At 48.3% G+C, this 26,610-nt stretch carries 24 protein-coding genes; 15 read left to right on the forward strand and 9 right to left on the reverse strand.

The window, feature by feature from the left end:
- The first annotated feature begins 20 nt into the window (after positions 1–20).
- The 3 genes from ACES2G_RS01270 to ACES2G_RS01280 are packed head-to-tail and all read left to right on the forward strand — an operon-like array spanning position 21 to position 7,475.
- Positions 21–5,477 carry an alpha-2-macroglobulin gene (locus tag ACES2G_RS01270; RefSeq protein ID WP_374001072.1) on the forward strand — a complete coding sequence of 1,819 codons (5,457 nt, stop codon included), beginning with the start codon at positions 21–23 and terminating at the stop codon, positions 5,475–5,477.
- On the forward strand, positions 5,474–7,339 hold the full coding sequence (gene pbpC / locus ACES2G_RS01275) for a penicillin-binding protein 1C (protein ID WP_374001073.1): 1,866 nt from the start codon (positions 5,474–5,476) through the stop codon (positions 7,337–7,339). The genes ACES2G_RS01270 and pbpC overlap by 4 nt, the downstream gene beginning before the upstream one ends.
- Entirely contained in the window at positions 7,278–7,475 is a 198-nt protein-coding gene (locus ACES2G_RS01280) for a hypothetical protein (protein ID WP_374001074.1), read from the forward strand. Before pbpC ends, ACES2G_RS01280 begins: the two co-directional genes overlap by 62 nt.
- Before the next feature lie 22 nt (positions 7,476–7,497).
- Here the strand turns inward: ACES2G_RS01280 and ACES2G_RS01285 are convergent, their stop codons facing one another.
- The 4 genes from ACES2G_RS01285 to ACES2G_RS01300 form a co-directional block, all read right to left on the reverse strand.
- Entirely contained in the window at positions 7,498–7,905 is a 408-nt protein-coding gene (locus ACES2G_RS01285) for an OsmC family protein (protein WP_347356735.1), read from the reverse strand.
- A 63-nt stretch (positions 7,906–7,968) separates the two neighbouring features.
- Positions 7,969–8,469, reverse strand: a complete 501-nt coding sequence (locus tag ACES2G_RS01290) for a response regulator (protein ID WP_347356737.1) — start codon at positions 8,467–8,469, stop codon at positions 7,969–7,971.
- Between the two features lie 11 nt (positions 8,470–8,480).
- Complete coding sequence (locus ACES2G_RS01295) at positions 8,481–11,876, reverse strand: ATP-binding protein (protein WP_374001077.1); 3,396 nt, start codon at positions 11,874–11,876, stop codon at positions 8,481–8,483.
- 6 nt (positions 11,877–11,882) lie between these two features.
- Positions 11,883–12,188: an Hpt domain-containing protein gene (locus ACES2G_RS01300; protein ID WP_374001078.1), complete on the reverse strand. Its 306-nt coding sequence runs from the start codon at positions 12,186–12,188 to the stop codon at positions 11,883–11,885.
- Between the two features lie 126 nt (positions 12,189–12,314).
- Here ACES2G_RS01300 and ACES2G_RS01305 point away from each other — a divergent pair, with 126 nt between their 5' ends.
- Positions 12,315–13,208, forward strand: a complete 894-nt coding sequence (locus ACES2G_RS01305) for a phosphate/phosphite/phosphonate ABC transporter substrate-binding protein (protein WP_347356741.1) — start codon at positions 12,315–12,317, stop codon at positions 13,206–13,208.
- A gap of 218 nt (positions 13,209–13,426) precedes the next feature.
- Positions 13,427–13,831: a nucleoside diphosphate kinase regulator gene (rnk, locus tag ACES2G_RS01310; RefSeq protein ID WP_347356743.1), complete on the forward strand. Its 405-nt coding sequence runs from the start codon at positions 13,427–13,429 to the stop codon at positions 13,829–13,831.
- Here rnk and ACES2G_RS01315 read toward each other — a convergent pair.
- A complete protein-coding gene (locus ACES2G_RS01315; RefSeq protein WP_374001079.1) occupies positions 13,828–14,220 on the reverse strand; it encodes a cell wall hydrolase in 393 nt (130 codons plus the stop codon). The genes rnk and ACES2G_RS01315 overlap by 4 nt on opposite strands.
- A 119-nt stretch (positions 14,221–14,339) precedes the next feature.
- Between ACES2G_RS01315 and ACES2G_RS01320 the strand changes: the two genes are divergently transcribed.
- On the forward strand, positions 14,340–15,320 hold the full coding sequence (locus tag ACES2G_RS01320; protein WP_374001080.1) for an NAD(P)H-quinone oxidoreductase: 981 nt from the start codon (positions 14,340–14,342) through the stop codon (positions 15,318–15,320).
- Positions 15,321–15,326: 6 nt separating this feature from the next.
- On the opposite strand, the gene ACES2G_RS01325 is transcribed toward ACES2G_RS01320, so the two are convergent.
- Positions 15,327–16,193 (reverse strand): M14 family metallopeptidase, encoded by an 867-nt coding sequence (locus tag ACES2G_RS01325; protein ID WP_374001081.1) that lies wholly within the window; start codon positions 16,191–16,193, stop codon positions 15,327–15,329.
- 82 nt (positions 16,194–16,275) lie between these two features.
- Between ACES2G_RS01325 and ACES2G_RS01330 the strand changes: the two genes are divergently transcribed.
- Together ACES2G_RS01330 and ACES2G_RS01335 are read left to right on the forward strand one after the other, a co-directional pair.
- Positions 16,276–17,178, forward strand: a complete 903-nt coding sequence (locus ACES2G_RS01330) for an aminoglycoside phosphotransferase family protein (RefSeq protein WP_374001082.1) — start codon at positions 16,276–16,278, stop codon at positions 17,176–17,178.
- 79 nt (positions 17,179–17,257) lie between these two features.
- Entirely contained in the window at positions 17,258–17,872 is a 615-nt protein-coding gene (locus ACES2G_RS01335) for a DUF899 family protein (RefSeq protein ID WP_347356750.1), read from the forward strand.
- On the opposite strand, the gene ACES2G_RS01340 is transcribed toward ACES2G_RS01335, so the two are convergent.
- Positions 17,873–18,259 (reverse strand): STAS/SEC14 domain-containing protein, encoded by a 387-nt coding sequence (locus tag ACES2G_RS01340; RefSeq protein WP_347356752.1) that lies wholly within the window; start codon positions 18,257–18,259, stop codon positions 17,873–17,875.
- 89 nt (positions 18,260–18,348) lie between these two features.
- Complete coding sequence (rsmG, locus tag ACES2G_RS01345; protein WP_347356753.1) at positions 18,349–18,960, reverse strand: 16S rRNA (guanine(527)-N(7))-methyltransferase RsmG; 612 nt, start codon at positions 18,958–18,960, stop codon at positions 18,349–18,351.
- 103 nt (positions 18,961–19,063) lie between these two features.
- Here rsmG and ACES2G_RS01350 point away from each other — a divergent pair, with 103 nt between their 5' ends.
- From ACES2G_RS01350 to ACES2G_RS01380, 7 genes are all read left to right on the forward strand, one after another.
- Complete coding sequence (locus ACES2G_RS01350) at positions 19,064–19,855, forward strand: phosphatase domain-containing protein (protein ID WP_347356755.1); 792 nt, start codon at positions 19,064–19,066, stop codon at positions 19,853–19,855.
- 109 nt (positions 19,856–19,964) lie between these two features.
- Positions 19,965–20,717: a transglycosylase SLT domain-containing protein gene (locus ACES2G_RS01355; RefSeq protein WP_374001085.1), complete on the forward strand. Its 753-nt coding sequence runs from the start codon at positions 19,965–19,967 to the stop codon at positions 20,715–20,717.
- Between the two features lie 67 nt (positions 20,718–20,784).
- Positions 20,785–21,282, forward strand: coding sequence for a thiol peroxidase (tpx, locus tag ACES2G_RS01360; RefSeq protein ID WP_347356759.1), 498 nt, complete (start codon positions 20,785–20,787; stop codon positions 21,280–21,282).
- A 96-nt stretch (positions 21,283–21,378) separates the two neighbouring features.
- The gene (locus tag ACES2G_RS01365; protein WP_374001086.1) at positions 21,379–22,563 is read left to right on the forward strand and encodes a DEAD/DEAH box helicase; all 1,185 of its coding nucleotides are present in this window, start codon (positions 21,379–21,381) and stop codon (positions 22,561–22,563) included.
- A gap of 2 nt (positions 22,564–22,565) precedes the next feature.
- Entirely contained in the window at positions 22,566–22,913 is a 348-nt protein-coding gene (arsC, locus tag ACES2G_RS01370) for an arsenate reductase (glutaredoxin) (RefSeq protein ID WP_347356762.1), read from the forward strand.
- A gap of 4 nt (positions 22,914–22,917) precedes the next feature.
- On the forward strand, positions 22,918–24,645 hold the full coding sequence (locus ACES2G_RS01375) for a DEAD/DEAH box helicase (RefSeq protein ID WP_374001087.1): 1,728 nt from the start codon (positions 22,918–22,920) through the stop codon (positions 24,643–24,645).
- A gap of 59 nt (positions 24,646–24,704) precedes the next feature.
- Positions 24,705–25,979, forward strand: coding sequence for a sensor histidine kinase (locus ACES2G_RS01380; protein WP_374001088.1), 1,275 nt, complete (start codon positions 24,705–24,707; stop codon positions 25,977–25,979).
- Here the strand turns inward: ACES2G_RS01380 and ACES2G_RS01385 are convergent.
- Positions 25,976–26,605 carry a hypothetical protein gene (locus tag ACES2G_RS01385; protein ID WP_347356767.1) on the reverse strand — a complete coding sequence of 210 codons (630 nt, stop codon included), beginning with the start codon at positions 26,603–26,605 and terminating at the stop codon, positions 25,976–25,978. The two genes, ACES2G_RS01380 and ACES2G_RS01385, sit on opposite strands and share 4 nt — an antisense overlap.
- Positions 26,606–26,610 lie beyond the last annotated feature (5 nt).

A 26,610-nucleotide genomic window follows, 5' to 3' on the forward strand; every position in this document is an offset into this window, starting at 1 on the left:
GGACTGAAGGAGTTCTTCTTATGTTCAACGTTGTTGCCGCACTTATTTTTTCGTTGGGATTTGCTCAGGAAAAAGCTCAAGTAAATACCTTCACTCCACAAGGATACGTAAAATCTGTCGAGCAGGTGAGAATTGAATTTGCCAAACCTATGGTGAAGTTCGGCGAGCTGAATTTGGAAAGTCCGGCACAGAGTTCCTGTTTTGATATCAAGAAGGGACAGGGCCGCTGGATTGATACGCGAAACTGGGTCTTTGATTATAAGGAACCACTGGCCGGTGGTGTTTCTTGTGAGGTTACAGTCTACGGGCAAAAGTACCGCTTCAATACGGGGGGGCCTCATGTGAAGCAAATTTTCCCGCAGATGTATCGCCCCATGGATCCGGAGCAAAACTTTGTAGTCGTTCTGGATTCACCAGTAAAAAGAGAAACTCTGAAAACGGAAGCCTATTTTGTCGCAGAAGGCTTGGGAGATCGCTTGCCAGTAGTGGAGATAACTGGCGCCGAGGCGGAAAAAATTCTAAAAGCGGCTCAGGAAGAATACCAATATGAAAAAGACGAGTTCAAAGGTGACTTCGTTGTTCTGAAGGCTCAGCGCCCTTTCCCCGCAGGTGGTCGTGTCAGTCTTGTCTGGTCCAAGTGGGTTCAATCTCCTTCGGGTCATACGTCTCAGGAAGACGAAACGTTCGAGTTTCAAGTTCGTGAGCCGTTCAAGGCCGAATTTGGTTGTGAGCGTGAAGGGGCTGGGAAGCCTTGTGTGCCTCTGCTGGGAATGCGCTTGTCCTTCAACTCATCGATCAGTATTCAAGATGCCCGTCAGATCTATATAGAGACTTTTGATAAAAAAACAATCAAGCCAACGGGCTTGGATGATGAAAATTCCAAAGAACGTATCAGCTATCTGGAGTTCAAAGGTCCGTTCACCCAGAAGTCTCAATTCACTGTCGTGATTCCTAAAAACCTTAAGGATGAAGACGGACGGTTGTTGTCGAACCAAGCGCAGTTCCCGTTAAAGGTAAAAACTGGGGATGATCCGGCATTGCTAAAATTTGCCTCCAGCTTTGGTGTGATTGAATCCGGCGCGGATGCGGCGATGGCAGTAACTTTGCGACGTGTGGAAAAAACTGTGGACACACAGTTTGCCGGGTGGACGGGGCAGTTTAAGGCCGCTGATTTTAAATCTATTATTTCCATGCTCAGTGAAGTTCAACAGCGACCTTATGGTGAAGAGCCTTTGAAGTGGAAAAATAAACCGACACAAAAAATTCAGATAAAGAAACCTGCCAGTCCTGCAGAAACTGAAGTGATTGGGGTGCCGTTGAAGGGCAACGGATTCTATGTTGTGGAAATGAAAAGCCCTCTTTTAGGGGAAAGTCTGCTGGACAAAAAGAAACCGTTCTTTGTGCGTTCGGCGGGACTGGTCACAAATCTTTCCGTGCATGTGAAATTCACCCAGCAAGAGGCCTGGGTGTGGGTGACCGAACTCAAATCTGCGAAAACCGTGGCTGGTGCCAAGGTGCAGATTTTTGATAATGCCGGGAACTCGATGGCGACAGCGACCACTGATGCCAAAGGTTGGGCGTCCTTCAAGTTCGCCAAACCCACCAGTGACTGGAAAAGAGATGAAACAGGCAGCTTCTATAGCGGCTTTTTTGCAGTCGCGGAAAAAGGGGATGACTTCAGTTTCACTCACACGTCATGGGATAAGGGAATTGAAAGCTGGAGATTCCAAATTCGCGGAGGAGATGTCGAGACGCCCATCCTGGGACATGCGATTTTGGATCGAACTTTGTTGAAGCCGGAAGAAAAGCTGTCTGCCAAGATTGTCCTTCGTAAAACAGCGGGTACAGGATTGGATCTTCCGGCAGAAACCGAGTGGCCGACAAAGATCTCGTTGACTCATGATTCGGGTTTGCAGTCGTTTAAGCTGCCTTTGAAGTGGGATAAAAAAACAGGCGTGGCATTGTTCTCGTGGGCAATCCCTGCCGGAGTTAAACTGGGGCGTTGGTCCTTAACGCTAGAACGTGAAAAGCCTGCCATGCAAATTCCTGTGGGCGATGTGGCGGTTGAAAGCTTCCGTGTTCCCTTGATTCAGGTTCGTGTGGATGGTCGTCAACCGTCTTATGTTCTGCAGAAAGATATTCCAGTGCAGGTGGCGGGGACCTATTTCTCGGGCGGCCCCACGGGCGATCTTCAGGCAAAAATGCGCTGGAGTGTTGAGCCGGGGTATTTCTCGCCTCAAGATGATGATTTCAGTGACTACTCTTTTGCCAATGGGGCTGTGAAGGAAGGACTGTTCCGTCAGGGAGAGGGCGATGGCAATCGCTATATTCCACAAAGTGGGGTTAAAGACTTCCGTTTGAATAAGCAAGGTGTGGCAGAGGAAGTGGTGAGCGGCATAAAATACGCCGCAAGCCCGCAAAACTTGCGTGCCGAAGTGGAATTCAAAGATCCTAATGGTGAAATCCAAAGTGTCAGTCGTACCTTCCCGTTGTGGCCTTCTTCTGTTGTTCTGGGAATTAAAGCCCGCGGATGGTCAGCGACTCAGGATTCTGTCGAGTTCGATGTGGTGGCGTTGGACCTGCTACAAAAAGTTTTGAAGGGTCAGTCCGTTCAGGTTGATCTCTTTACAAACAGATACTACTCCCACAGAAAACGTCTGGTGGGTGGTTTCTATGCTTATGAGGACTTCCAGGAATACAAAAAGGTCGGAGAGCTTTGTAAGGGCACCACCGATGCCAAGGGTCAGTTTCTTTGCCGTGGAAAATCCAAAATCGCAGGAACTGTTATTGCGGTGGTTTCAGCGAAAGATCCTCAAGGGCGAGTCAGCTATGCCAATGTTTCCCAATGGATTCTCAAGCCGGGGGAAACTCAATGGTTCGGGGCTGATGACAATGATCGGGCGGATCTGATTCCGTTTAAGAAAACGTACGAACCGGGTGAAGTGGCGGAGTTTCAGCTTCGAACACCATTCCCTCACGCCAAAGTACTGGTGACTGTCGAGCGTGATGGGGTTGTGCATTCTGAAGTCGTAGATGTGTCAGGGGAAAGACCGACGATAAAAATTCCGATCAAGAAAGAATATGTTCCCAATGTCGTGGTGTCGGCCTTTGCGATTCGCGGACGTTTGGCTGATCCCAAACCTACAGCCTTAGTGGATCTGGCAAAGCCAGCATACAAACTGGGTCTGGCACAAATCAAAGTGGGCTGGAAAGAAAACACTCTGAAGGTGTCCGTCAATACGGATAAGAAAACCTACAAGGCTCGCCAGAAATCGCAGGTCACGGTCAGTGTTAAGGATCATCTGGGGCGCCCAGCCTCCCAAGCAGAGGTGGCTTTGGTCGCTGTGGATGAAGGACTTTTGGCGTTGCGAGACAATGGCACTTGGGATCTTTTGTCGTCGATGATGCGCTTGCGCCCGCACACAGTGCAGACGGCGACTTCGCAAACTCAAGTGGTGGGACGTCGTCACTTTGGTTTGAAGGCCTTACCGATTGGTGGGGATGGCGGCGGGGGAGTTCGCCGGGAACTGTTTGATACATTGTTGTACTGGAATCCATCCGTCAAATTGAATGCCCAAGGTGAAGCCAAGGTGGATGTGACCTTGAATGATTCCACCACCAGCTTCCGTATTGTGGCGGTGGCTTTGCAAGGCAAAGATCAATTTGGAACAGGGTGGACTTCGATTCAGTCATCACAGGACCTGATGATTCTTCCGGGGCTGTCTTCAGTGGTGCGCGAGGGGGATGATTTCCGTGCAGGCTTTACAGTGCGTAATGCTTCATCGAATGGGCAAAGTTTGAATCTGACGTTGGCCGTGACTCCGAATCAAGCGGGGCTGAAAGCGCAGGAACTTCGTTTGAATTCCGGGGAAGCCAAAGAAGTCTTCTGGAATATCAAAGTGCCACAGGCGGGAACCTTGACCTACATTATGACGGCCAAGGATTCTCAAGGCCGCGTGCTGGATGAAATCAAGAAAACGCAGACTATTCTGCCATTGCGAGTGGCAAGAATCTATCAAAGCCAATGGGGCTCTTGGCCGGACTTCAAGAAGTTGTCGTTGCAACAGCCACAAGGGGCCGATCCAGCGAAAAGTTCAGTGCAAGTGGAAGTGGCGAGTTCCCTGGGCGGCTCGATCGCCGGTATTCAGGATTTCTGGAAGAACTATGTTTTCACCTGCCTTGAGCAACAGGTGTCCCGCACAGTTTCTTTAAATGAAAAGAAATCCTGGCAGAAGATCGAAGAAAAGTTGGACGCTTATATTGATGGCAACGGCCTGCTTCGTTACTTCCCTGGAAATTCACCTGGAAGTGTGAATCTGACGGCTTATATTCTGAGTGTGGCGCATGAAGCGGGCTTTACCTTCAGTGATGATCACGAAGCTCGCTTGCTGGATGCCATGAACGCATTTGCAGAAGGACGTCTGAATGATGGTGGCGAGTTTAACCGGGCCGATACGGTTCTGAAAAAAATCTCAGTCTTTGAGGCTCTTTCCCGTTATCGTCGTTTGAATGTGGATCTTCTTTCAGGTGTGGACTATCAACCCAATCAATGGCCGCTGTACAGTCTGGTGGAATGGTATCAGATTCATCTTTGGGAAAAAGATCTTCCGGGCCGTGATCAAAAGCTTGCAGAAATAGAAGCTGTGCTTAGAAATCGGTTCTATTTCTCTGCCAAAAAATTGCAGCTTCGCGAAGAAGGTCTTGAAAATATGCCTTGGTTGATGAGGGATTCGGAAAGTTCCATCCTGCGCTTGATCCTGACGACAGTGTCATTGCCGCAATGGAAGCAGGATGCTCCTCGTTTGTTCCAAGGAGTATTAAGTCGTCAGGAGCAGGGCGCATGGGCTTTGACGGCGGCGAATGCCTGGGGATCATTGACGGCAAGAAAGCTTCAGGAAGTTTATCCGGAAAAAGTCGAAGGAAGCTTCGTTGCGAATTTGAATAAGAATTCTCAAACTTGGAATTGGGCAAAAGGCGGAGCTGGAGTGCTGACCTTGCCATGGACAACGGCCACAGGAGAGCTGGCCCTTGAGCAAAAGGGCGCAGGTCATCCTTGGATTACGGTCTCGGCGAAAACCGCCATACCACTGAGCAAACCTGTATTTGCCGGATTCAATGTGGAAAAGAGCATCACGGCTATTGAGCAGAAAAAGAAAGGTGTCTGGAGTGTCGGGGACACTGCGAGGGTTCAGCTTAAGATCAAAGCGAAGGCCGCTCAGACTTGGGTTGTTGTGGAAGATCCGATTCCAACGGGAGCGAGTGTTCTTCAGGCCTCTTACGCGACGTCTGTGGAAAGAAGGCCTGAGTTGATTCGCTTCTATCATTCCTGGTTCCCACAGGAAGAACAGGTAATTGAATACACGGTGCGCTTTAATCAGGTCGGCACCTACCAGTTGCCAATCACACGCGTGGAAGCCATGTACAGCCCGGACCTGTTTGCAGAGCTGCCGGAATCCGTTTGGAAGGTTCAAGAGTGAAGAAAAAGGTCGCTGCGGGAATCATCGCTGGAACCTGTGTGCTGGGGCTTGCCGGGGGGCTTGGGTATTATGCCGTTACGTCCCCGTCCGTGCCGGATTTTTCCAAGGTGGAAAGCTCTTATAAAAGCTCGGACCTTTTCCTGGTGGATCGCAAAGGTCAGCCGCTGCAGCAATGGCGTCAGGATCTTTCCAAGCGTTCGTTCTTATGGGTGAAGTATAAAGATATTTCCCCCGACGTGATTTCAGCCGTCCTTCTTTCAGAAGATAAGAACTTCCAGCAACATCATGGTGTGGATTGGAAAGCTTTGGTGGCTTCGGCCTATCAGCGAAACTTCAAAGACTCTTCACGTGGGGGAAGTACGGTTTCCATGCAGCTTCTGAAATTGCTCCATCCCCGCAAAGAGTTGTGGCAGGGTTTTTCAGGAAAGCTCCGCCAGGTGGTGGCGGTGACGGCGCTGGAAAGACATTGGAGCAAAGAGCAAATTTTAGAGGCCTATCTGAATTTGGTCGGATTTCGAGGTGAGGCGCGAGGTCTGAGTGCTGCTGTCTGGAATATGTATGGCCAGACTCCTCGGGATGTCTCGCGTCTGGATGCAACTTTGTTGGCGGTTTTAATTCGCTCTCCTAATGCAGATGCCAAACAGTGGGAAAAGCGTGCTTGTTGGCAAGCGCCGGATTTATGTTCCGCTTTTGAATCGCGTATTCGTCATGCCAATAACCTTAAGATGAGCACCAGCAACGAGGCTCTGCATCTGGCGCAAAGAATTTCCCGCGAAGGGCAGCGGGGTTTGATTCAAACGACGTTGGATCGGGACCTGCAAAATTATATTCAGGAACAGATCACGGGTCAGATCCGCAGGTTGAAAGAGCAAAACGTCAACGATGCCGCTGTGCTGGTCGTTGAAAACGCCACTGGCGAAGTATGGGCCTATGTTGGTGGCTCCGGCGCTTTGTCATCAGCACCTTATGTGGATGGAGTGCAGGCTTTAAGACAGGCGGGTTCGACTTTGAAACCTTTCTTGTATGCGACCGCCTTTGAAAAGAATTTGCTTCATGCGGACTCCTGGATTGAGGACTCGGCTGTGGATATTGTTTTTGATCGTGGCGTCTATAAACCTCAGAACCATGATCGTCAGTTTTATGGCTGGGTGATGGCCAAGACCGCTTTGGGATCTTCATTGAATGTTCCGGCCGTGAAAGTGTTTAAGCTGCTGAATGATGATTCTTTCTGGAATAAACTGAAAAGTTTGAACTTCAAAAATCTGGAAGACCCGGAACACTATGGCCCGGCTCTGGCATTGGGAGTGGCTGACGTGACGCTGGAGGATCTGACGCTGGCTTATCGCAGTCTTGCCCGTGACGGATACTTTGGCCCGATGAAGTGGCAACCGCAAGAGACACTGCCATCATCACAATCAGTTTTTACTGTGGAAAGTGCTAAGGAAGTGCGAATGATTCTGACAGAGAATCAAAACCGCGCATTGGGGTTCGGTCTGGATTCGGCGCTGGCTCTTTCCGGAGCGGCAGTTAAAACCGGAACCAGCAAGGATATGCGTGACAACTGGTGCGTGGGTATGAACGACCGATTCACGGTCGGGGTGTGGGTTGGTAACTTTGGTGGTGAACCCATGTGGAACGTGATGGGTGTCACCGGAGCTGCGCCTATTTGGAAAAAAACCATGATGTGGCTGCAAGAGCATTATCCTTCCGATGAAGTCACTCTGGCTGAAAATGAAAAAAAAAGAAAGCTCAAAGCCTCAGGCCTATCCTGGAGCACGGATTCTTTATCCCCAAGATGGAATGATTTTGGCTTTGGACCCGGCTATTCCGGCGGCCAATCAGAAAATGCCTTTGCTGGTTGAAAATATTCAGCACCGGGATTTGTACTGGCAGATCAATGAAAAGGAAAAAATAAAGGCGACCGATTCATATCTGTGGTCGCCTTCATTGGGTCGTCACCGCTTTTCTCTTTATGAAGGAGAAAAAAAAGCTGGGTGAAGTTTCAGTTTTGGTCAAATAGCTAAATGTCATAGTGGAACAAAACCGGCACTTGCATATCCGGGTGCACGCTTTGCTTCACCGGGCAGGTCATCGCGATCTGTTCCAGCTTTTTGCGATAGTCGTGAGGGATGTTCTGGGGCATGTGCAGAACGACGTTGAGTTTCACGATACGGCGTGGATTGATGCCCATTTCTTTTTCCACTTCAACGCGAGCACCTTTGAGTTCCACACCATCTTTTTCTGCCGCGATAGCCATCACGGTCATCATGCAAGAACCCATGGCGGCTCCCAACAGATCTGTAGGAGAGAACGCTTCGCCCTTGCCATTGTTGTCTTTAGGAGCATCTGTTTCAATGCACGAAGAAGACGGGCCGTGAGTGATTTCACAATGTTTTTCACCTTGATAGACTGCAGACATTTTAACCATGAGGTAGCTCCTAGGGCTTTAACATGGCCTCAAATTGCAGGAAGGTCAATATTGGGGACAGAGCTAAGAGGACATCTCTTCGATAATTTTACGCAGACGCATCTCCGAGGACTTGGACATATCTGCATAAATCTTGCGAAGGTGAGTGGATCTCACAGGGTCATTTTTGGAGGTCTTCATTTCGCGTCCGAATTTCAGTGCCGCGCACACACTCTCAATGACAACCTTGCGTTTGGAATCTTTGGTGATGAAGTCAAAAGCACCCAGAGACAGAGCCTCAAGAGCGCGGGAATGGTCCCCGTGTGCGGTCAGAACCACAAACGGAGTCATCTGGCCCAAAGAGCGAACATAGGCCAAAAACTTAAGTCCATTCATATGGGGCATTTCAATATCAGACAGGATTGTATCAAATTCTTGGGCTTTGACGAACTGAAGGGCCGCAGAGCCATCTTCCGCTTCTACGATTTCATCAACAAATTCTTTCAGGAAGTGTTTGAGCAGTTCGCGGATATCAGAATCGTCTTCTACAATCAGTAAACGACTTTTCTCTTCTTGTCCCGCCATCCTGGTTCTCCCTACAAAGAGTACTTGTTAATGACTCCCAACAGGGTGTCCTTCTTAAAAGGCTTGGCAATATGATCATTGCACCCGGCCTTCAGAGATTTCTGTCGATCCTCAGAGAGCGCATGAGCCGTTAAGGCTATGATAGGCACCGGGCTTTTATGTTCATCCCGTTCCCACTCTCGAATTCGATCTGTGGCCGCATAGCCATCCATCTCAGGCATTTGCACGTCCATAAAGACAATGTCAAACTCACCTGACTTTATCTGATCTATAGCCTGAAGTCCATTCTCTGCTTCAATTATTTCATAAGGTTCGTTCTTTAAATAATGTGTGAACAAAGTCCGGTTGTCCTCAGTATCATCAGCGATAAGGATGCGGATCTTTTTGTTGGGGTCTCGTACTTTAGGGTGAGTGAAATCCAGCTCCGGAGTTTTCATCACCAAAGGCTGATGCGTCACGGGATTATAGATTTGCTCACGATAGGGGATCGTAAAGAAGAATGTTGTTCCTGTGCTGGGTTTGCTTTTAAACCAGATCTGTCCACCCATGAGTTCTACCAAGCTTTTTGAAATAGCCAATCCCAACCCAGTGCCCCCGTACCTCCGAGTGATGGAGTTGTCTGCCTGGGAAAACTTCTGGAAGATAACATTCTGTTTTTCTTCAGGGATTCCAATTCCGGTATCAGTCACGCTGATAAGCAAAGTGTCTTTTTTAGAAGGGTTTTTGCCGATAAGAACGCGCACATGTCCTTTGTTTGTGAACTTAATGGAATTACCAATCAAGTTGATAAGTACCTGGCGCAGCTTCGTGGGGTCCCCCATCAGATACGGCGAAATTCCCGGAGCAATCTCGCAAGTGCATTGAAGTCCCTTTTCCATGGCTCGGGGTTTGATCATATCCTCCAGATCAGTGAGGATTTTCTTAAGATCAAACGGGATATTTTCAATTGAGACTTCGCCAGCTTCAATTTTCGAAAGATCCAGAATGTCATTGATAAGTGCCATCAGAACTTCACCGGCCTTGCAGAAGATCGTCACATAGTACTTTTGATCTGCGTCCAGTTTGGTTTCTTTCAGTAGCTCTGCCATCCCCATAATAGCATTCATGGGTGTGCGGATTTCATGGCTCATTTGGGCAAGAAATTCGGATTTGGCTTGTGAGGATTTTAACGCTTCATTTTTGGTGGCAATCAGGGACTGTTCCGCGCGACGAAGTTCTGTGATGTCCTGGGTAGTCACATACATATAAAGAGCATTGCCATAGTCATCATATTCCGTGCGACCTTTGCAGCGAACCCAGATAAGTTCATTGGTGTCCTTCTTCATGCGCAGGTCCACATGGAAGGGCAGAATATTTTTGTGGGCTTCGGCAATGGCCTTATCAAAAAGAGGAAGATCATCGGAATGGATCAATGAACGGAAAAGATCATAACTGGGAACAACATTTTCAGGAGTCAGGCCCAGAAGATGGAATTCCTCCTCCGACCACAGACAGCGGCCCGTCTTGACGTCCCAGCGGAAGGAGCCTGTTTTGGACAAAGCCTGGGACTCTTTGAGAAGCTCTTCTTTCAGTCTCAATTCCTTTTCAATATCCTTCTTCCACGTCATGTCGGCGCCAATCAGCGCCAGAATAACTTTATTGGAGCGATCACTGCGAATACGAGCCCAGGAAATCTCCAAAGGAATTTTTTCTCCGGTCACTTTCTTCAGAATAGCTTCCGAGCTGTAGAGATTTTTGATGCTGACATTGCGGTGAAGGGAATCCTCAATTTTTTTGTAGTCCGTGTCCACCCAGTTGCGAAGATCAGTGCTTTTGAGGGATGTTGCGCTGGTGCCAAGAAGATTCTGGGCGGCTGGATTAAAGCCGCGAATGCGAAAGACATTTTTGCCGGGTGTGGTTTCTTCAACTTCCACCACAAAGAACACTTCATTCAGAGAGTGCACAACATTTTCCAGGAAATCGCGTGCCACCTGGGTTTTGCGGAATTCTTCAGAGACTTCGTTGAATTTTTTGTAGATATCCTGAAACTCGTCTTCTTGGGGAAGGGGCAGGGTTTCAGTGAACTGGTGGTCTTTCAGCTTTTCCAATCCCTCTGCCAAAACAGCCGTGGGGAAAAAGATGCGACGGTACAGTAGCCAGGCCCCAGCCAGCGCCAAGCTCCAGATCAGGAATCCACCAACGAAGAACCAGGGAATTTTAAATGATAAAGGAGCCAGAATTTCATTCAGGCTGGTCTTACTGATAAGAATCCAGTCGTTGTTATCCAGGATGTTAACGCGACCGATGGATTGCAGGCTGGGAGTTTCCAGATAGTCATCCGAGGATTCAAACAAGGTGGCTTTGTCCATGTAGCGTTTGACCTGATTGCTGGGTAGAACCACGGACAAGGCGGCATTCTGGGAACGGAGGATATTGTCGAGCACGACCAAAGAGTCATCATGACTTCGAACTTTCTTCAGGAAAGCCTCTGGTGATTGCAGGAAAAGGCGTGGATTATTGCGAATAAACCCATCGGGACCAAAAGCGACAACTTCACCGGTTTCGGCCAGCCCCAGGTCCTTCCAGTTTTTATTGTTGGAAAGAATGCGATCAATTCTTTCCAGGGGAATCTGGAAGATCAAACTGCCGACAAACTTTGTCTGATCAAAAAGAGGCATCGCCATCAGGCCCACCGGGATATGCCAGAAATGACTTAATGAAGTGAAGTCAAAAAACTTGGTGGCGCCTTTCGGGGCATTTAAAGACCAACGATAAGCCTGGGACAGGCGCGAGTTGGCAAAGACTCCAACCATCAGGTTTTCGCCGAAGTTCAGTCCTTTCAAGGCTGAATAGGCCACAATCCCCTGTGGGTCCACCAACAGGATGTCACCAAGGTGAGCGCGTTCAAGAATTTCAAAGAGTTTGCTATGCAGGGACTCATAGCTTTTGAAGTAAGCTAGGTCTGGAAAACCCTGAACCGTGGCAACTTGAGAAAGGGGACGACCGATGTTTTTAGAGCTTTGCAGAAATTGATACTGCAGGAACAGTGGCAGGGGGGTCATTTGGGCAAGCACTTTTTCAAGATCTGAAACCTGAGAAAGTTGAGAATTTTCGGCCAGCCCCTTGCGCCATTGATTCTGGCTGGGATGGCGCCGCATCCAATCTTGAATCTGCTGAAGCTCGTGGGGGAAGCGCTCCAGAAATTTCAGGGCCGGAGAATACTCCGACGTCAGCGCCAGGGTATTTTTAAGATAGGCGAACTCTCTTTGCAGTTCCTCTGCCTTGGATTGACGAATTTGTACAAGGCGTTCGCGAGTGGTTTGTTCCAACGAAGAACTGCCCATCTTATAACCCACGGTTCCAGCAACTAGGAGCGTGCCCAGCACCAGTACCGAGGTAAAAAGAAACAGGCGGTTTTTGTGGTTCATAGACTCCTACATTGGAACGTAATGGATATCGATGTTAAGGAAGTGGATTTTCATTTTCTTCAAAAGATCCGACAGTGGATTCGGATCATTCTTTTTCGCTGCAACTTCCATTTGAGCGGCCAGCTCACTGAGTTCAGCGAAACCATATCCGGCGGCAGCGCCTTTGATTTTGTGAGCCATTTGGGCAATGGCTGTGAGATCATTTTTTTCTACAAGGACTGACAAAGACTCAATGTCCTTTTTACGGTTCTCAACAAATTGAGGAACCAGATCCTGTAGATCAGCATCAATTTCAACCTTCACTCTAGACATTTCCATGCCCTCCTTATCCTCGATAATGGCTCATGTTTTCAATTCATATTAGTTTATGACAGTGTTTATTGCATACATTTAATACCGAGAGTAGATTTGAAAAAATAGAATTCAGGAGAAGGTCTTGTGTTGAAGAAAGTACTCATCATTGCATGCTCTGCCGTTATGATTACATGCACGTCACAAAAGGAATTGGGCTCTTCAGAAAGACCCGTTCGTCTTGCGTTGGTGCCGGGTCAGGACTCTGCTGTGCTGATGGAAAATGGAAAAATTCTTGAGAAATGGATTTTGCAGCAAAGTGGAGTGCACGTTCGTGTGCAGGTGCCGGTCAGCTTTGTCGCCGTGGTTGAAGCCATGGGCTCTGAGCGCGTGGATGTGGCGATCTTAAATCCTTTTGGGTATATCCTGGCTCACGAAAAATACGGGGCGACGGCAAAGCTGATGGGAGTCAATGGAGAGTATTCCCAATATTGGGGGCAGATTATCACCGCAAATCCGAACATTAAAAAATTGCAGGATTTGAATGGAAAGAAGTTTGCGTTTGTCGATCCCGTTTCGACTTCGGGATATATTCTTGCTGCCAAGCTTATTCAGGATGAGAAGATCAAGCTCAGTGAAACCATTTTTGCCGGTAAGCATGACAGTGTGGTGACGATGGTTTACCAGGGACGTGTGGATGCCGGAGCGACTTACAACTCGCCATCTGAAAATGGAGTGCCTCAGGATGCGCGCCGCTTGGTGACAGAACAGTTCCCTGATGTTTATGAGAAAGTGCGAATTTTGGCTAAGACCGGGCCGATTCCCGGCGAACCTGTGGTTTATCGCAAAAGCTTCCCGCCAGAATTAGAAAAGAAAATCAGTCTTGCTTTGAAGAGTTTTTCGTCAACCCCTGAAGGGGGTGTGGCCTTGAAGAAACTGTATCATCTGACAGGATTCAAAGATTGCTCTGATAAGGACTATGACAGTGCTCGCCAAATATTGCTGGATCTGGGGCGGAAGGTTCAAGATCTTGTAAAGTAATCAGCAACTTAGGCTCTTTTCGCAGTCAACCTTGAAAAATGCTTAAATCTAGGGTCTAATGGACCCATGCGCCGTTCAACGTTCATGAATCTTATTCTAAGATTTTGTTGCAGCAGAGAAGATCTGCTGAAGGCCTAGTTCTATTCTTTTTGTTCTCTGAACATCTTTTTTTAAAAATTAAAACATACACAACATCATTCTCTCTTGAGGAGGAATTTATGAACACAGAACCTCGTATTTTTATTACTGATCAAGATTTCCATCGTTTGTCTGCACTCGTGTCTCAAGTAGAAGGTCCGTTTGCTGAAGCTTTGGAAGAAGAGCTTGGCAGAGCCAACGTCATCGCACAAAAAGAAATTCCCAAAGATGTGGTGACAATGAATTCCCGCGTGCAATTCCTGGATGAAGTCACAGGTCAGGAAAGTGAAATGACTCTGGTCTATCCACAGGACGCCAATCTGGAGTCCGGCAGACTTTCTATTCTGGCGCCGGTCGGTATTGCCTTGCTGGGTTTGAGCGTTGGACAGGAAATCAACTGGAAGCTGCCAAATGGGCAGACTAAAAAGTTGAAAGTAAAAGCTGTGGTATATCAGCCAGAGTCTTCAGGTCAGTTCGAGCTTTAATCCCGAAGCTCTCTGCAAACCAAGGTCTTCTTGGTTTCATTTTTCGTATAGGTGGCCCGGAATTCGCGGCCACCTTGCGAATAAGACAACTGCGCATCCACGCGCACTTCTTTTGAATTCCATAATTGCACATAGGTTTGATTGTCCAGCAGAGGGATCTGATAGACCCGCACCGGCGTACTTTCAACGACGGTCAGATTTTGCAGGACGTCCACTTTTCCCAGATACATGTTCTCGGCGGGATCAAAATACTTTTTCATTCGAACAGACGAAAAATTATTGTAGTCCTCTGCAAAGTTGCAGCTGTAAACCGAGCTGGTCGGCGTCTGAGTTTGTGCCTGCGTCTGGATTGCCGTACTTAAGATCAAATAAACAAACCATTTTCCCATAAGTAACTTATCGTTTTTCCGCATTAAGACTTAACGCCGGAAAGCTTGTCTTTAGGCCAGTTTGCCCGGCTTGACTGGCAGAAGTTCCAAGAGCATTTTGAAACTTTGAAGGAGCTTCTATGCGAGTGATTGAAATTAAGACACCCGGTGGTCCAGAGGTATTGCAGATAGCAGAAAGAGCTCGTCCGGAGCCGGGTGCTGGTGAGGTTCTGATTGAAGTGCAGGCTGCGGGTATCAATCGCCCGGACTGCGCACAAAGGCAGGGAACTTATCCGCCACCTCCGGGGGCTTCTGATATTCCGGGCTTGGAAGTGGCCGGTCGGATTGTGGCTTTAGGGAAAGATGTCACCCGCTGGAGACTGAATGACGAGGTTTGTGCTTTGGTGACAGGCGGCGGATATGCCGAGTATGTCAGTGCGCCGGAAGGGCAGTGTCTGCCGATTCCCTCAGGCATGAGTATGGTGGAAGCGGCGGCCTTGCCGGAAACATTCTTTACCGTCTGGACAAATATTTTTGAAAGCGGAGCTTTGAAGAGGGATGAAACCATTTTGATTCATGGTGGGGCCGGGGGGATTGGCACGACCGCCATTCAAATGGCTTCCGCGATGGGGGCTCGTGTTTTTACAACGGTCGGCAAGCGCGAATCTGTCGAGATCTGCAAGGGCCTGGGCGCGGAGTGGGTGATTCTTTATAAAGAAGAGGACTTTGTCAGCGTCGTGAAAAAGGAAACTCAGGATCGCGGTGTGGATGTGATTCTGGATATGGTGGGCGGTGACTACTTTGCCCGAAATCTTGAAGCTCTGGCGACCCAAGGGCGTCTTGTGCAAATTGCAACTTTGCAGGGAGCCAAGGTGGAGCTGGATTTGCGCAAAGTGATGTTCAAGAGACTGACTTTGACAGGTTCGACTTTAAGAGCGCGTCCGGTGGCAGAGAAGACACGCATTGCTCAGGCTTTGGAGAAGAACATCTGGCCGATGTTAAATCAGGGACAGATGAAGCCGGTTATTTTCAAGGTGTTGCCTTTGGATCAGGCTTCACAAGCCCATGTGCTTATGGAATCCAGTCAGCACACGGGCAAGATTGTTCTTCAGGTCAGGTAAAGGCCGTTATTCCAAGTGCTCTCTTTGACGGGAGCTCTTGTCACATTTTCCTGTGAAGGCGTGGTTCGTGGCGCGTTGTTTTGGTGCATTTTCAAAGAAACGGCGCAGTCCTGGAACATTCACATCAATCATCTGTTTCATTTGAGCCTGGGATGGGGAGTGAGTTGTGCCCATCTCAAACAACAAAGACCAGATTCCGTGCTTCCAGTAGGCATAGTCTTCAAAAGCACCATCTGCGGCATACAGAAGCTCTTTGGAGTTTCCAACCTGATAGCCACTTTCAACGACAGCGTCTTTGGAAAGACCTATGAACGTGCTGTCATATTCTGTTTGAATGTCCCGTGTAGAGAATCCCCAAGGGTATAGAACCGCTGGCCAGTGCGTATGCAAAGTGGCGGAGCTGACGATGTTGGCTTGTTCTAAAAATTCTGCCAGGGCTTTGGTAGCTTTGGACTTATGAGGCATTCCGGATACGCAAGGACCTGGATAGTCACGGTTCTGATCGACAGTTCCGTTGGATGTTCTTTCGTAGCGGTTGCGAGAGTTATATCCAGAAACATTCAGCACAGGAATCACATACACGGTATGGCCCGGAATTGGATTGCGAGCAAAGGCTTCGGCCGCTCCCAACGCAACGGCGGTAGAACCGTACTCGTTACCGTGATGGGTGGCGATGATCAGATCGGCTACTTCGCCGTTTCCAATCTTCAGACCTGAGATCATCTGGCCGGAATCGGAAAGACCGATATCGATCCATTGAGTTGTTGTGGGGTTCTCCTGAGTAATTCTGCGAAGTGTGTCTTGAACACTGGTGTAATTGCTTGCAGGAGCAGCTTTCGTCATTAAGAAAAGGGACAAAATCATTTCTAGCATGGAACTAGGCTCGATGTGTTCTGGCACGAAGTCAAAATACGCCTCTGGACCACTTCGACAAACTGGATTAAGGTCTTAGGTGATGAATTACTCGGACGCGTTCACCAAGAATATTCAGGATACTTTTGGCACCACAGGGAAAGTGTGGTTGCAAAGTCTGCCATCGTTGATTTCCGAGTTGGAAACCACATGGCAATGGAAGTTCTCGCATCCCGCCAAAGATCTGTCTTATAATTTCGTGGGCTTTGGGAAGAAAAATGTTGATGGCAACGAAGTTGTCGTCAAGATTTTATGCCCGGATGGAGTTCTTGAAAAAGAGCTGCAATGGTTTCAAGTGTATCCCGACGTCACGCCAAAAATTTTGGGATACGATCCGCAGATCAGAGCGTTCCTGATGGAAAAGATGTCCCCGGGGCAATCACTAAAGTATCTGGTTCAGCGGGGGCAGGATGCGGAAGCCACCCGCATTCTGGCCAAAGTAATTCAGCATCTGGGGAAGCCTGTTGATTCAGTCAAGGCTCCCTTTCGTCATGTGCGTGACTTTATTCCAACGCTTTCCAAACTGCATGGCAAAGTTCCTTCAGAGCTGGTTCATCTGGCGGCCTTTCTTTTTCAGGATCTTTGTATGACGGCTTCGCAAGACGTGTTGCTACATGGGGATCTTCATCATGACAATGTTTTGTCATCTGGTGATTCTTGGAGTGTGATTGATCCACATGGCTATGTTGGTGATCCGGCATTCGAGGTGGGTGCGATGATTGGCAACCCGCTGGATTGTTATCCTCAGGGAGATTTGCAGGGGATCCTGGAGAAGCGCCTGCAGATTCTGAGTGAAGAACTTTCTTGGGATGCTCAGAGGATCTTGGGATGGTGCTTTTGTTATTCAATGCTGTCGGCGGCATGGAGCGTGGAAGACCAGCAAGAGATCCCGGAGACCCTTCTGCGTATTATCTGGATTCTGGGGCAGAAGCTGAGCGACGTTTAAGTTGTTTTTCAACTGTGGCCTCTTATTTTCTCAGACTTTTTGAAATGAACAAATTAAAATTGAGTCAGATGGGGGTTCTATGTTGAATGAACATCCTCTGAACGAAATTCAAAAAGTGGAAAATGAGATCTATCGTCTGCATCGCCGGTTGGAGTCTTTGCGTAAGGAGTCCCCGGCCTTGGAGGTGAAGAACTATATCTTTCACGGTCTGAACGCTGAAATCACCTTGCACGATCTGTTTGCTGATAAAAACCGACTGATTGCCATTCATAATATGGGGCAGGGCTGTCGTTCCTGCACTTTGTGGGGGGACGGGCTGAATGGTTTTTTGCCGGCCCTTGAAGACCAGTTTGCAGTTGTGATGCTGTCGAAGGATGCGCCGGATGTACAGCGGAGCTTTGCCAACTCGCGGGGCTGGCGTTTTAACATGGTTTCTCATGGGGGAGGCTTGTATATCCGAGAGCAAAGTGTTCTGGCCGGGCAGAACAATATGCCTGGGATTGTCTGCTATGAAAAAAGGGGCGAGCGCATTTTCAGAAAGAACAGCAGTGTCTTTGGGCCCGGAGATGATTTTTGTTCGATGTGGAGCATTCTGAGTTTGGCCGGAGTGGGATTGGAAGAGTGGACGCCGCAGTATTCTTACTGGCGTCGCCCAGAACGGCTGGACGACGGCGGCAATAATTTGTCGCTGTGATTAGCGATACATGGACTCTTCAAGGTCCTCTTGAGCCAGCCAGGCGCGGGCGATATCACGTTCTTTGCTGGTAAAGACCTCGATGTCCATATCGACAATGGGGTCCAGAAAGTTGCTGACATTCTTTACCCAGTGAATGTCTGTGACAATAGCAGCCTTGGGAATTTTGCTCAGATTTTTAAGGCCAAAACGAAGGTCTTTCCAGAAAGCGGCCAGTTCCACTTTGCCGATGTCGCGGACTTCTTCAAGAAGATTCACCTCACCCCACTCGTCAATGCGCTTTTGAATCAGGTTCAGAAGGATGGTGACGGATTCAGTATTGATATCACCATCGACCAGAATTTCGATATACCTAAACTTGGGGTGTTCGGCTGTTACTTTCAGCATACAGGCTCCTTCTTTCGTAAAAGATGATTTTAGGAAGAAGCCTGGGGGTGACAAATTAAATTGCGATACGTTGTCGATACGCAAAGAAATTAAATAAGGACTAAATGGCGCTCGACTTCAAGGACTGGGGAGGCCAGGGGTTCAATGGTGACCTTAAGATCTTTGAACTTTTTGCGGGCCAATTCGACTTCTTCGTCGATCTTTTCCTTGCGAGCTTTCAACAGGAAGTACTTACCGCCTTTTTTGTAATAGTCACGACTGAACTCCAGAATAACATCAACCGGCTTAAAGGCTCTGGAGGTAACCACTTCGATCTTTTCCAGCTTCGGAGGGATTTCTCCATGAATACGCAAATTGGGGGCAATGGCCACGCAACGCTTTAAGAAATCCTGCTTCAAATTGCTCTTTTCAAACAGATGATATTCGACCTCGGGGAATTGGATGGCGTAGATAACACCCGGAAGTCCGCCACCAGATCCAAAGTCCGCAGCCACTTTGACGTCTTTAGGGAATTGTTTAAGGGGCAGCAGGCAATCAATGACGTGATTGTCGATAAGCTCTTCGTAAGTCATTTTACGGCTGATCAGGTTGAGCTCTTCATTGGAACTCCAAAGAAGGTCCAGATAGGCCTTTAGCTTTGGTAAGGCCGCTTCGTTAAAACCCAGTTGCAAAAAGACAGGAATGCGTTTTTCAAAATACATATCTTGTTTTAAAGAGTTCCGGGCAAAAAGGGAAGGTCTTTCCGAGACCGACCTTAGGCGGAGCCCGGTTGCCAATAGACATCCAGTAAGCCAATATTTGTATATGAGAAAACTCGTACTTTCTTACTCTCAGCTTTTGGTGGCGGCCTTGCTGGTATGGCTGCCTTTCGGGGCGATGGCAAATGAGCAAAAGGTGGTTTTGGTCAGTGGTTTTGATGATGTTCTTCGTCAGGCCCATAATACCAATATTTTTTCCGCAGGTTTAAAGCTGATGGATAAGGATCAGTCCTATGCCGGCATGCCAGAGCTTTATCGGCGTATGATGGCAAGCGGTGGTACCGGGCAGTTTTATATTGTCTCTGCGCTGACCAACTGGTTGGAGCCCCGGGTTGAAAAGCTTCTGAAAGACCATCAATATCCACCCCGTTCCATCTCTATGCGGGATTGGGTGACGGAATGGTCGATCTCCAAATTTAAGATTCATCATATTGAAGAGATCATGAGGGTGAATCCAGACAGTCAATTGATTGTGATTCTGGATAATTCCACGGCCAGCGTAGAACTGGCCGATCTGCTGAAAGCGATGCATCCCGGGAAGATTGCCGAGATCTATCTGCGCCAGACCGTGGAGGGGAAGACCTCGCCTCATGCCAAATCTTTTGTGACGGCCTTTGATATTGCCTTTCGCGAGTTTGTGAGCGGTCGCTTGAGTGAAGATGATCTGGTGGCCGTTGGACGTTCACTTCTGAGTGACAAGAAAATGGAAAACTGGATTCCTTCCTATTCCTACTGTCCGAAGAACTATGACCCCTGTGCGGGGTTTTCTTTGGGGGCCCGAGGTGTATGCGAAGAGGTCAAAAAAAAGGTTTCTGGTTTCTGCCAAAGTCGTAAATAATCATTCTGTATTTACGGCGTTTGGCCCAGTTAAAGTCTGATTTTATCACCAAGATTTCGACATTTTTTTCAACAGTAAAGAGCGGCGATTTTCTGCCGATCTGTTACTTATGAGAAACGCCACAAACAAACTTATTTTTATTGTTGCCGTTTTGTTCGTTGTTCAAATCATGGCAGGTTGTAAAACTTCAGAAACCTCTCAGACAGAGGCATCTTCTGACAATTCCTCTGCGGTCATAGAGCCCACTCCGACTCCAGAGCCGATTCCTGAACCAGAACCTATTCCGACACCTCCACCAATAACAGAAGAGGTTCTGCGTGAAGTAACCCCCTTGTGGGAAGGTAAGATCAGCGGTGCGAAAGAATGGACAACGCACGTGGATCGTGAGCTGGATCGTCTGGGGAAAAATCTTCTGGATGTGATTCCCGCTGACAGAAGTCTTTTCTGTCCAATGTATCAAAGCCTTTCTTATGCACAACGAAAGCAGTATTGGGCCTTCATGCTGTCTGCGATGGTGCGCTTTGAAAGTAACTTTAAAACTGAGACCTCCTATAAGGAAGCCTTCAATGACAGCCACGGCAACAGAGTGATCAGTCGTGGCTTGCTGCAGATCTCTATTGAAAGCGGCAACGCCTATGGTTGTGGATTCAAGACGACGAAGGATTTGCATGATCCGAAGCAGAATCTCAGTTGCGGTATTCGCATTCTGGATCGTTGGGTAGGACGTGATGGCCGCATTGCAGGCAAGGTGAATGGCGCATGGCGCGGAGGGGCGAGATATTGGTCGGTGCTGCGCGCAGGAGATAAGACCAGCTATAAATCAATTCTGAGCTGGAGTCAGAATCTATCCTTCTGCAAGTAGTTTGATCTTGGGGTGAACGGTGCTATGCTGGTTCTCGTTTCTATTCTTACAATGAAAAGGAGAACTCATGGCATCAATCACTCTTCAAGGTAATCCCGTAAAAACATCCGGCTTCCTTCCAGAAAAAGGTACGCCAGCAAAAGATTTCTCATTGGTGCGCAATGATTTGTCTGAAGTGAATTTGGCGACATACGCTGGTAAAAAGAAAGTTTTGAATATCTTCCCAAGCGTGGACACGGGCACATGTGCGGCCTCTGTAAGACGTTTCAATCAAGAAGCGGCAAAGTTGGATAACACGGTTGTATTGAATATTTCTGCCGACCTTCCTTTTGCGCAAGCTCGCTTCTGCGGCGCTGAAGGTATTAAAAACTGCGAAACGATTTCCTCTTTCCGCAGCGACTTCGGTACAGCCTGGGGTGTTCAGATCGCAGATTCTCCGCTGGCGGGTTTGCTTTCACGTGCGGTTGTGACTCTGTCTGCAGACAACAAGGTTCTGCATGTAGAGCAGGTGACTGAGATCGTGGATGAGCCTAATTACGAGGCGGCTCTGGCGTCTTTGCGCTAATCCAGGTCTGTTTTAATTGCAATGGCGGCTTGAAACCTTGAGTTTGAAGCCGCTTTTTCTGTCTCCTTTCAGCAGTTTGTGGTAGATCTGCCTCTTATGAAACTGCATACATCTTCGCATAAGGCTAAGAGCTTCCAGGAAATGAATCTGGCGCCGGCACTTATGACAGTTCTTCAGAAAATGAAAATATCCAAACCGACTCCGGTTCAGAGTCAGGCGATTCCTGCGGGCCTGGAAGGTTCAGATTTGATTGCTATTGCCCAAACCGGCAGTGGGAAGACCTTGGCCTTTGCCTTGTCCTTACTGACGACTCTGCATCAGAAGCCTCAGGCGCGTGCTTTGATTTTGGTGCCCAGCCGGGAGATGGCTCAGCAGATTTATAAGGTTTTTTTGGAGCTGTGTGTGGAGATGCCGGTCTCTGTCTGTTTAGCTATTGGCGGAACCACGGGCTCCAAGCAGGCCAATCAGCTTAAGAAGAATCCACGTTTGATTATTGCGACTCCGGGACGCATGAATGACCATCTTTCGACGAACAAGCTCTTGCTTCAGAATGTGCAGGTCATTGTTCTGGATGAAGCAGACCGTATGCTGGATATGGGTTTTGCACCTCAGCTTAAGACCATTCAAAACACTTTGCGTGGGCCGCGCCAGACGATGATGTTCTCTGCCAGTTTTGGATCGAACGTCGAAGCAATGGCAAAACTGTTCATGCGTAACGAAGTTATGATGATTCGCTCTGAAAAGGCCGAGGCTCCGGTTTCCAGTTTAAAACAAAAGGTGCTGTTCCTGGATCGCACCATGAAAAATGACCGTCTTTTGGACGAACTCAATGCGACCCGTGGGGGCGTTATAGTTTTCACCGGCAATCAGGACTCTTGCGAAGCGGTTGGTAACTATCTTCAAGAATACGGGTTTTCGGCAGATCTGATCCATGGGGGCTTGTCGCAGGGTCAAAGAAACCGTGTCGTGCGTGCTTTCCGTGAAGGCGAGTTGCGCATCGTTGTAGCGACGGATCTGTTGGCACGGGGTCTGGATGTTCCGCACGTTGATCATGTGGTGAATTTTGATCTGCCATTCCAGCCGGAAGACTTCTTACACCGCATCGGGCGAACGGCTCGCGCGGGGCGCTCCGGCGAAGCGATTACTTTTGTGACTCCGTCAGATACAAGAATGTATGGTCGTATCAAGGGCTATCTGAAGGATGCGGAAGAGATTAAAGTGGACCCTCGTTTCAGTTTCATTGACCGATCTAAAAAAGATCGCCCGGCAAAAAGGAGATAGGCATGAGTTCCTGGATCATCTATCACAACCCTAAATGCAGCAAAAGCCGAGAGGCCTTGGCACTTTTGCAGGCTCAATCCATTGACGCAAAAGTTGTCGAATATCTGAAAGAGCCGTTATCTGAATCTGAGCTTTTGGAGCTTCAGAGCAAACTGGGAGCAGAAGCTTCTGCTTTGGTTCGCACCAAGGAAGAAGAGTTTCAGGCGGCTCCATTTGATGTGAACTCGGCAGCGCTTGTGGCTAAAAATCTTGCGGCAAATCCCAAGCTGATGGAACGTCCTGTCGTTGTGAAGGGTGCGGTAGCCGTTGTGGCACGCCCGACAGAGAATTTGAATAAGCTATTAAGTTAAGTACATGTACCAACTTCGTTCCTATCAGCAGGAAGCTGTTCAAGCGACACTGAAACACTTTCGCGGAAGCAAAGATCCGGCGGTCGTAGTTTTGCCGACAGGGGCCGGTAAAAGTTTGGTCATTGCTGAACTGGCAAGGCTGGCACGGGGTCGTGTGCTGGTCATGGCGCACGTCAAAGAGCTGATTGAACAAAACCACGCCAAGTACCTTAGCTTCGGTCTGGATGCTGGAATCTATTCCGCGGGGCTTAATCGCAAAGAATTTGATCAAAAAGTTATCTTTGGAAGCATTCAATCCATTGCCCGGGCCCCGGAAGAGTTCTTCGCCAATTTTTCGCTGGTGGTGATTGATGAATGCCATCGAGTTTCCGTGGACGGAGACACTCAATACAATCAGGTCATTTCAAAGTTGCGGGAACTGAATCCTGAGATCTGTATCCTGGGTTTGACAGCGACGCCGTATCGCCTGGGCTTGGGCTGGATCTATGAATTTAATGCTGCAAAGAAGCTAAGACATAGTTCCACCGAAAGATTCTTTAAGAAATGCATCTATGAGCTATCGATTCGTTACATGATCCAGAACAAGTATCTGACTCCGCCAGTGAAGATTGATTCTCCGGTGGCTTGTTATGATTTCTCCAGCTTAAAGCTGCATGGCACGCACTACGTGCATGCGCAGGTTGAACAGCTTCTGAAGGATCAAAAGCGCATCACGCCGTTGATTATTAAAAATATTGTGGACATGTCTGTGGATCGTAAGGGCGTGATGATCTTTACCAGTTCGGTCAGTCATGCCGTTGAAATTATGAAGTGTCTGCCTCCATATGTTTCAGCTCTGGTTGTGGGGGATACGCCCGGCGAAGAACGTGACGAAGTGATCGAGGCCTTCAAAAGTCGACAGTTGAAATTTTTGGTGAATGTATCTGTTTTGACCACAGGCTTTGATGCCCCTCATGTCGATGTCATTGCTATTCTGCGACCAACGGAATCAGTCAGCCTGTATCAGCAGATTGTAGGGCGGGGGCTGCGCTTGAGTGATGGGAAGACAGATTGCCTGGTGTTAGATTATACAGGGCAGGATCACGATCTGTTTTCGCCCGAAGTTGGGAACAGTAAACCGGTGAAAGAGTCTGTCCCCGTAGAGGTTCCATGTCCGCAGTGTGGGGCTACAAACACCTTTTGGGGCATCGTTGATCCGGATGGAGAACTTTTGGAGCACTTTGGACGACGTTGCCAAGGCGCTTTCGAGGATCCGGTCAGCCGTGAGATTCAAGAATGCGGATTCCGCTTTCGTTTTAAAAGATGTGACAAGTGTGGTGAGGAGAATGACATTTCAGCCCGTGCCTGCGGCTCTTGCAGTCATTTGCTGATAGACAATGACAAAAAACTCAAGGAAGCCATGTCTTTGAAGGACGCTCATGTGATGCGGGTTGAAACTATGGTTTTTCAAAAAGGGTGGGATAAGAAAGGTCATGAGCGTTTGGAGGTAAAGTACTACGATGCAGATGCTCAAGCCCTGACTGAGTACTTCTATTTGAACAGTCCTGAGGACTGTCAGGCTTTTTATTTTAACTTTATTCGGATGCACAACCGCGTGCCTGAGAAAAAGATCTTCGTCCGCAATGCCGACGAAGTTTTACGAATGCAGGAGCGATTTAGAATCCCCCTGTTTGTGGTGGCGCGTAAGCAAAAATACTTCTGGAACATTCGCGAGAAAATCTTCAACGACTAAGCTCCCTGTGATATAAACAAATAATGGGCAACAAGGTCAGCGCGTATTGGAAATACCTAGTGAATAGAGGCATATCCACAAAGGATACGCCCAGTCGTAAGACTGCGATTCGCGCGTCCAATGTGGTTTTCCTGACGGCTCTGCCTGCCTATCTTTCCTATGACATCATCTATTTTCTGACGGGCGATTATGTGATGATGTCGGTCAATGTGTTCTTCTTGCTTTGCTGCATTTTACTTTTGTTAGTTGTTGGGAATCCTAAGTGGAATGCCCTGACTCGTGTGGCCTTTTTAATTCAAGGAAATCTGGCGATCTTTACAATCTCGTATGTCACCGGGAGGAACTCGGGGGCCGAGTTCTTCTATTTCATGCTGATCTGTGTGACCTTTATCATGTTTGATAAGGAAGAAGAGAAAAAGTACGCAACGCCATTTGTGATCTACACCATGGCTCTGTTTCTGATTGGGCAGTTTGTGTTGCCGGAATCCAATATCAGTTTGCCTTCTGTCGAAGCCGTCGGGGTCAGCAACTATCGCAAGCTGTCGTTTCTGATCTCGGCCATTATGATCTTCTTTATCATTCGTTATCTGCATACGATCTATACCTTGGCTCAAGCGGACCTTGAAGAAGAGGCCGGACGAATTATTCATAATGAAAGAATGGTCGCCTTGGGGCAGATGGCCAGTAGTGTGGCCCACGAAATCAACAATCCATTGTCGGTCATTAAAGGATTAAGCGAAGTGACTTTAGAGGGCTTGGGCGAGGATGCTTTGGATCGTCCTACCATGACCGAATATCTGACCCGTGTGGTTTCGATGTCAGAGCGGATCAATAAAATTGTTCGAGCCTTAAGCGTTTATTCTCGCAAAAACGAAGCCGATCCCTTCTTGCCGGTTCCCGTGGAAAAAATAGTGAGTGATGCCTGCGTGTTATTCGAGGATCAGTACTCGTCCAAGAATATCCAGTTCTTCATGGAGTTGCCTCGAAAGGATGTTCAGATTCTTTGCCGGGAAGTTCAGATACTTCAGGTGTTGGTAAACCTGCTGCAGAATGCAAAGGATGCGGTTGAAGATACCAAGACCCCATGGATTCGCTTGCAAGTCCAAACCGCAGGTGGCTTGGTCGAATTCAGCGTTACGGACAGCGGGCGTCTTAAGGATATCCCGGGTTCTGCCAAGATTTTTGAGCCTTTCTATACCACCAAAGAGGTTGGCAAGGGTACGGGGCTTGGCTTGAGTATCAGTCAGGGGATTGTTCTTGCCCATGGGGGAGAAATCCATTTGGACACTCAGTCAGAAAATACCCGCTTTGTCTTTACGGTGCCTCAAGCCTAGTAAAAGTAGGGGTGCATTTTTTTATAAGTGACAGCCACCACGAAAGTGGCCAGCACCAGCCATAAAAAACCTTTCCAGGTTCCTTTCAGATCGGCTTTGCTAAGCTCCATATGAAAGATGGTTGCCACAAACAGATAAATCCAAATTCCCAGCTGCCAACTAAAGCCCGGAAGAGATGACCAGTTTGGATACTTTAAAAACGTCCCCCCACCGGGAACGAAGTGCAAAGCCCCAGCAAGAAGGGCTGGTCCGACAATCAGAGGCGCGATGCCGATAAACAGATCTCCCATGGAAATCCAAATCTGAGGAATAAAGAGAATATTAGGAACCTGGCGGGGCCGACTGACCACATGTCCATGGCTGCCGTTGCGGGCCTTGGGATCAAAAAGATTAAATCCGACAATTTCGTGCAGAAACGCCAGAGCCGCCAGCATATGACTGATTTCGTGAATCATGATTCCGGGAGCGAAAATCCACAGAAAGGTTTTTTCCCCCAGCTTGTTTGCGATCCAGTTGCGAAGGCCGTAGGACAGCCAGTGCAGAATGAAACCGACAACAAAGGCCGCGGCTGAAAATAGCAAAAGTTTTTGAACAGCCTTAAAGCCAAAAGTCAGAAGGATATGCATGTCTT

The organism is Bdellovibrio bacteriovorus (genome assembly GCF_041888015.1).
Taxonomy (GTDB): domain Bacteria; phylum Bdellovibrionota; class Bdellovibrionia; order Bdellovibrionales; family Bdellovibrionaceae; genus Bdellovibrio.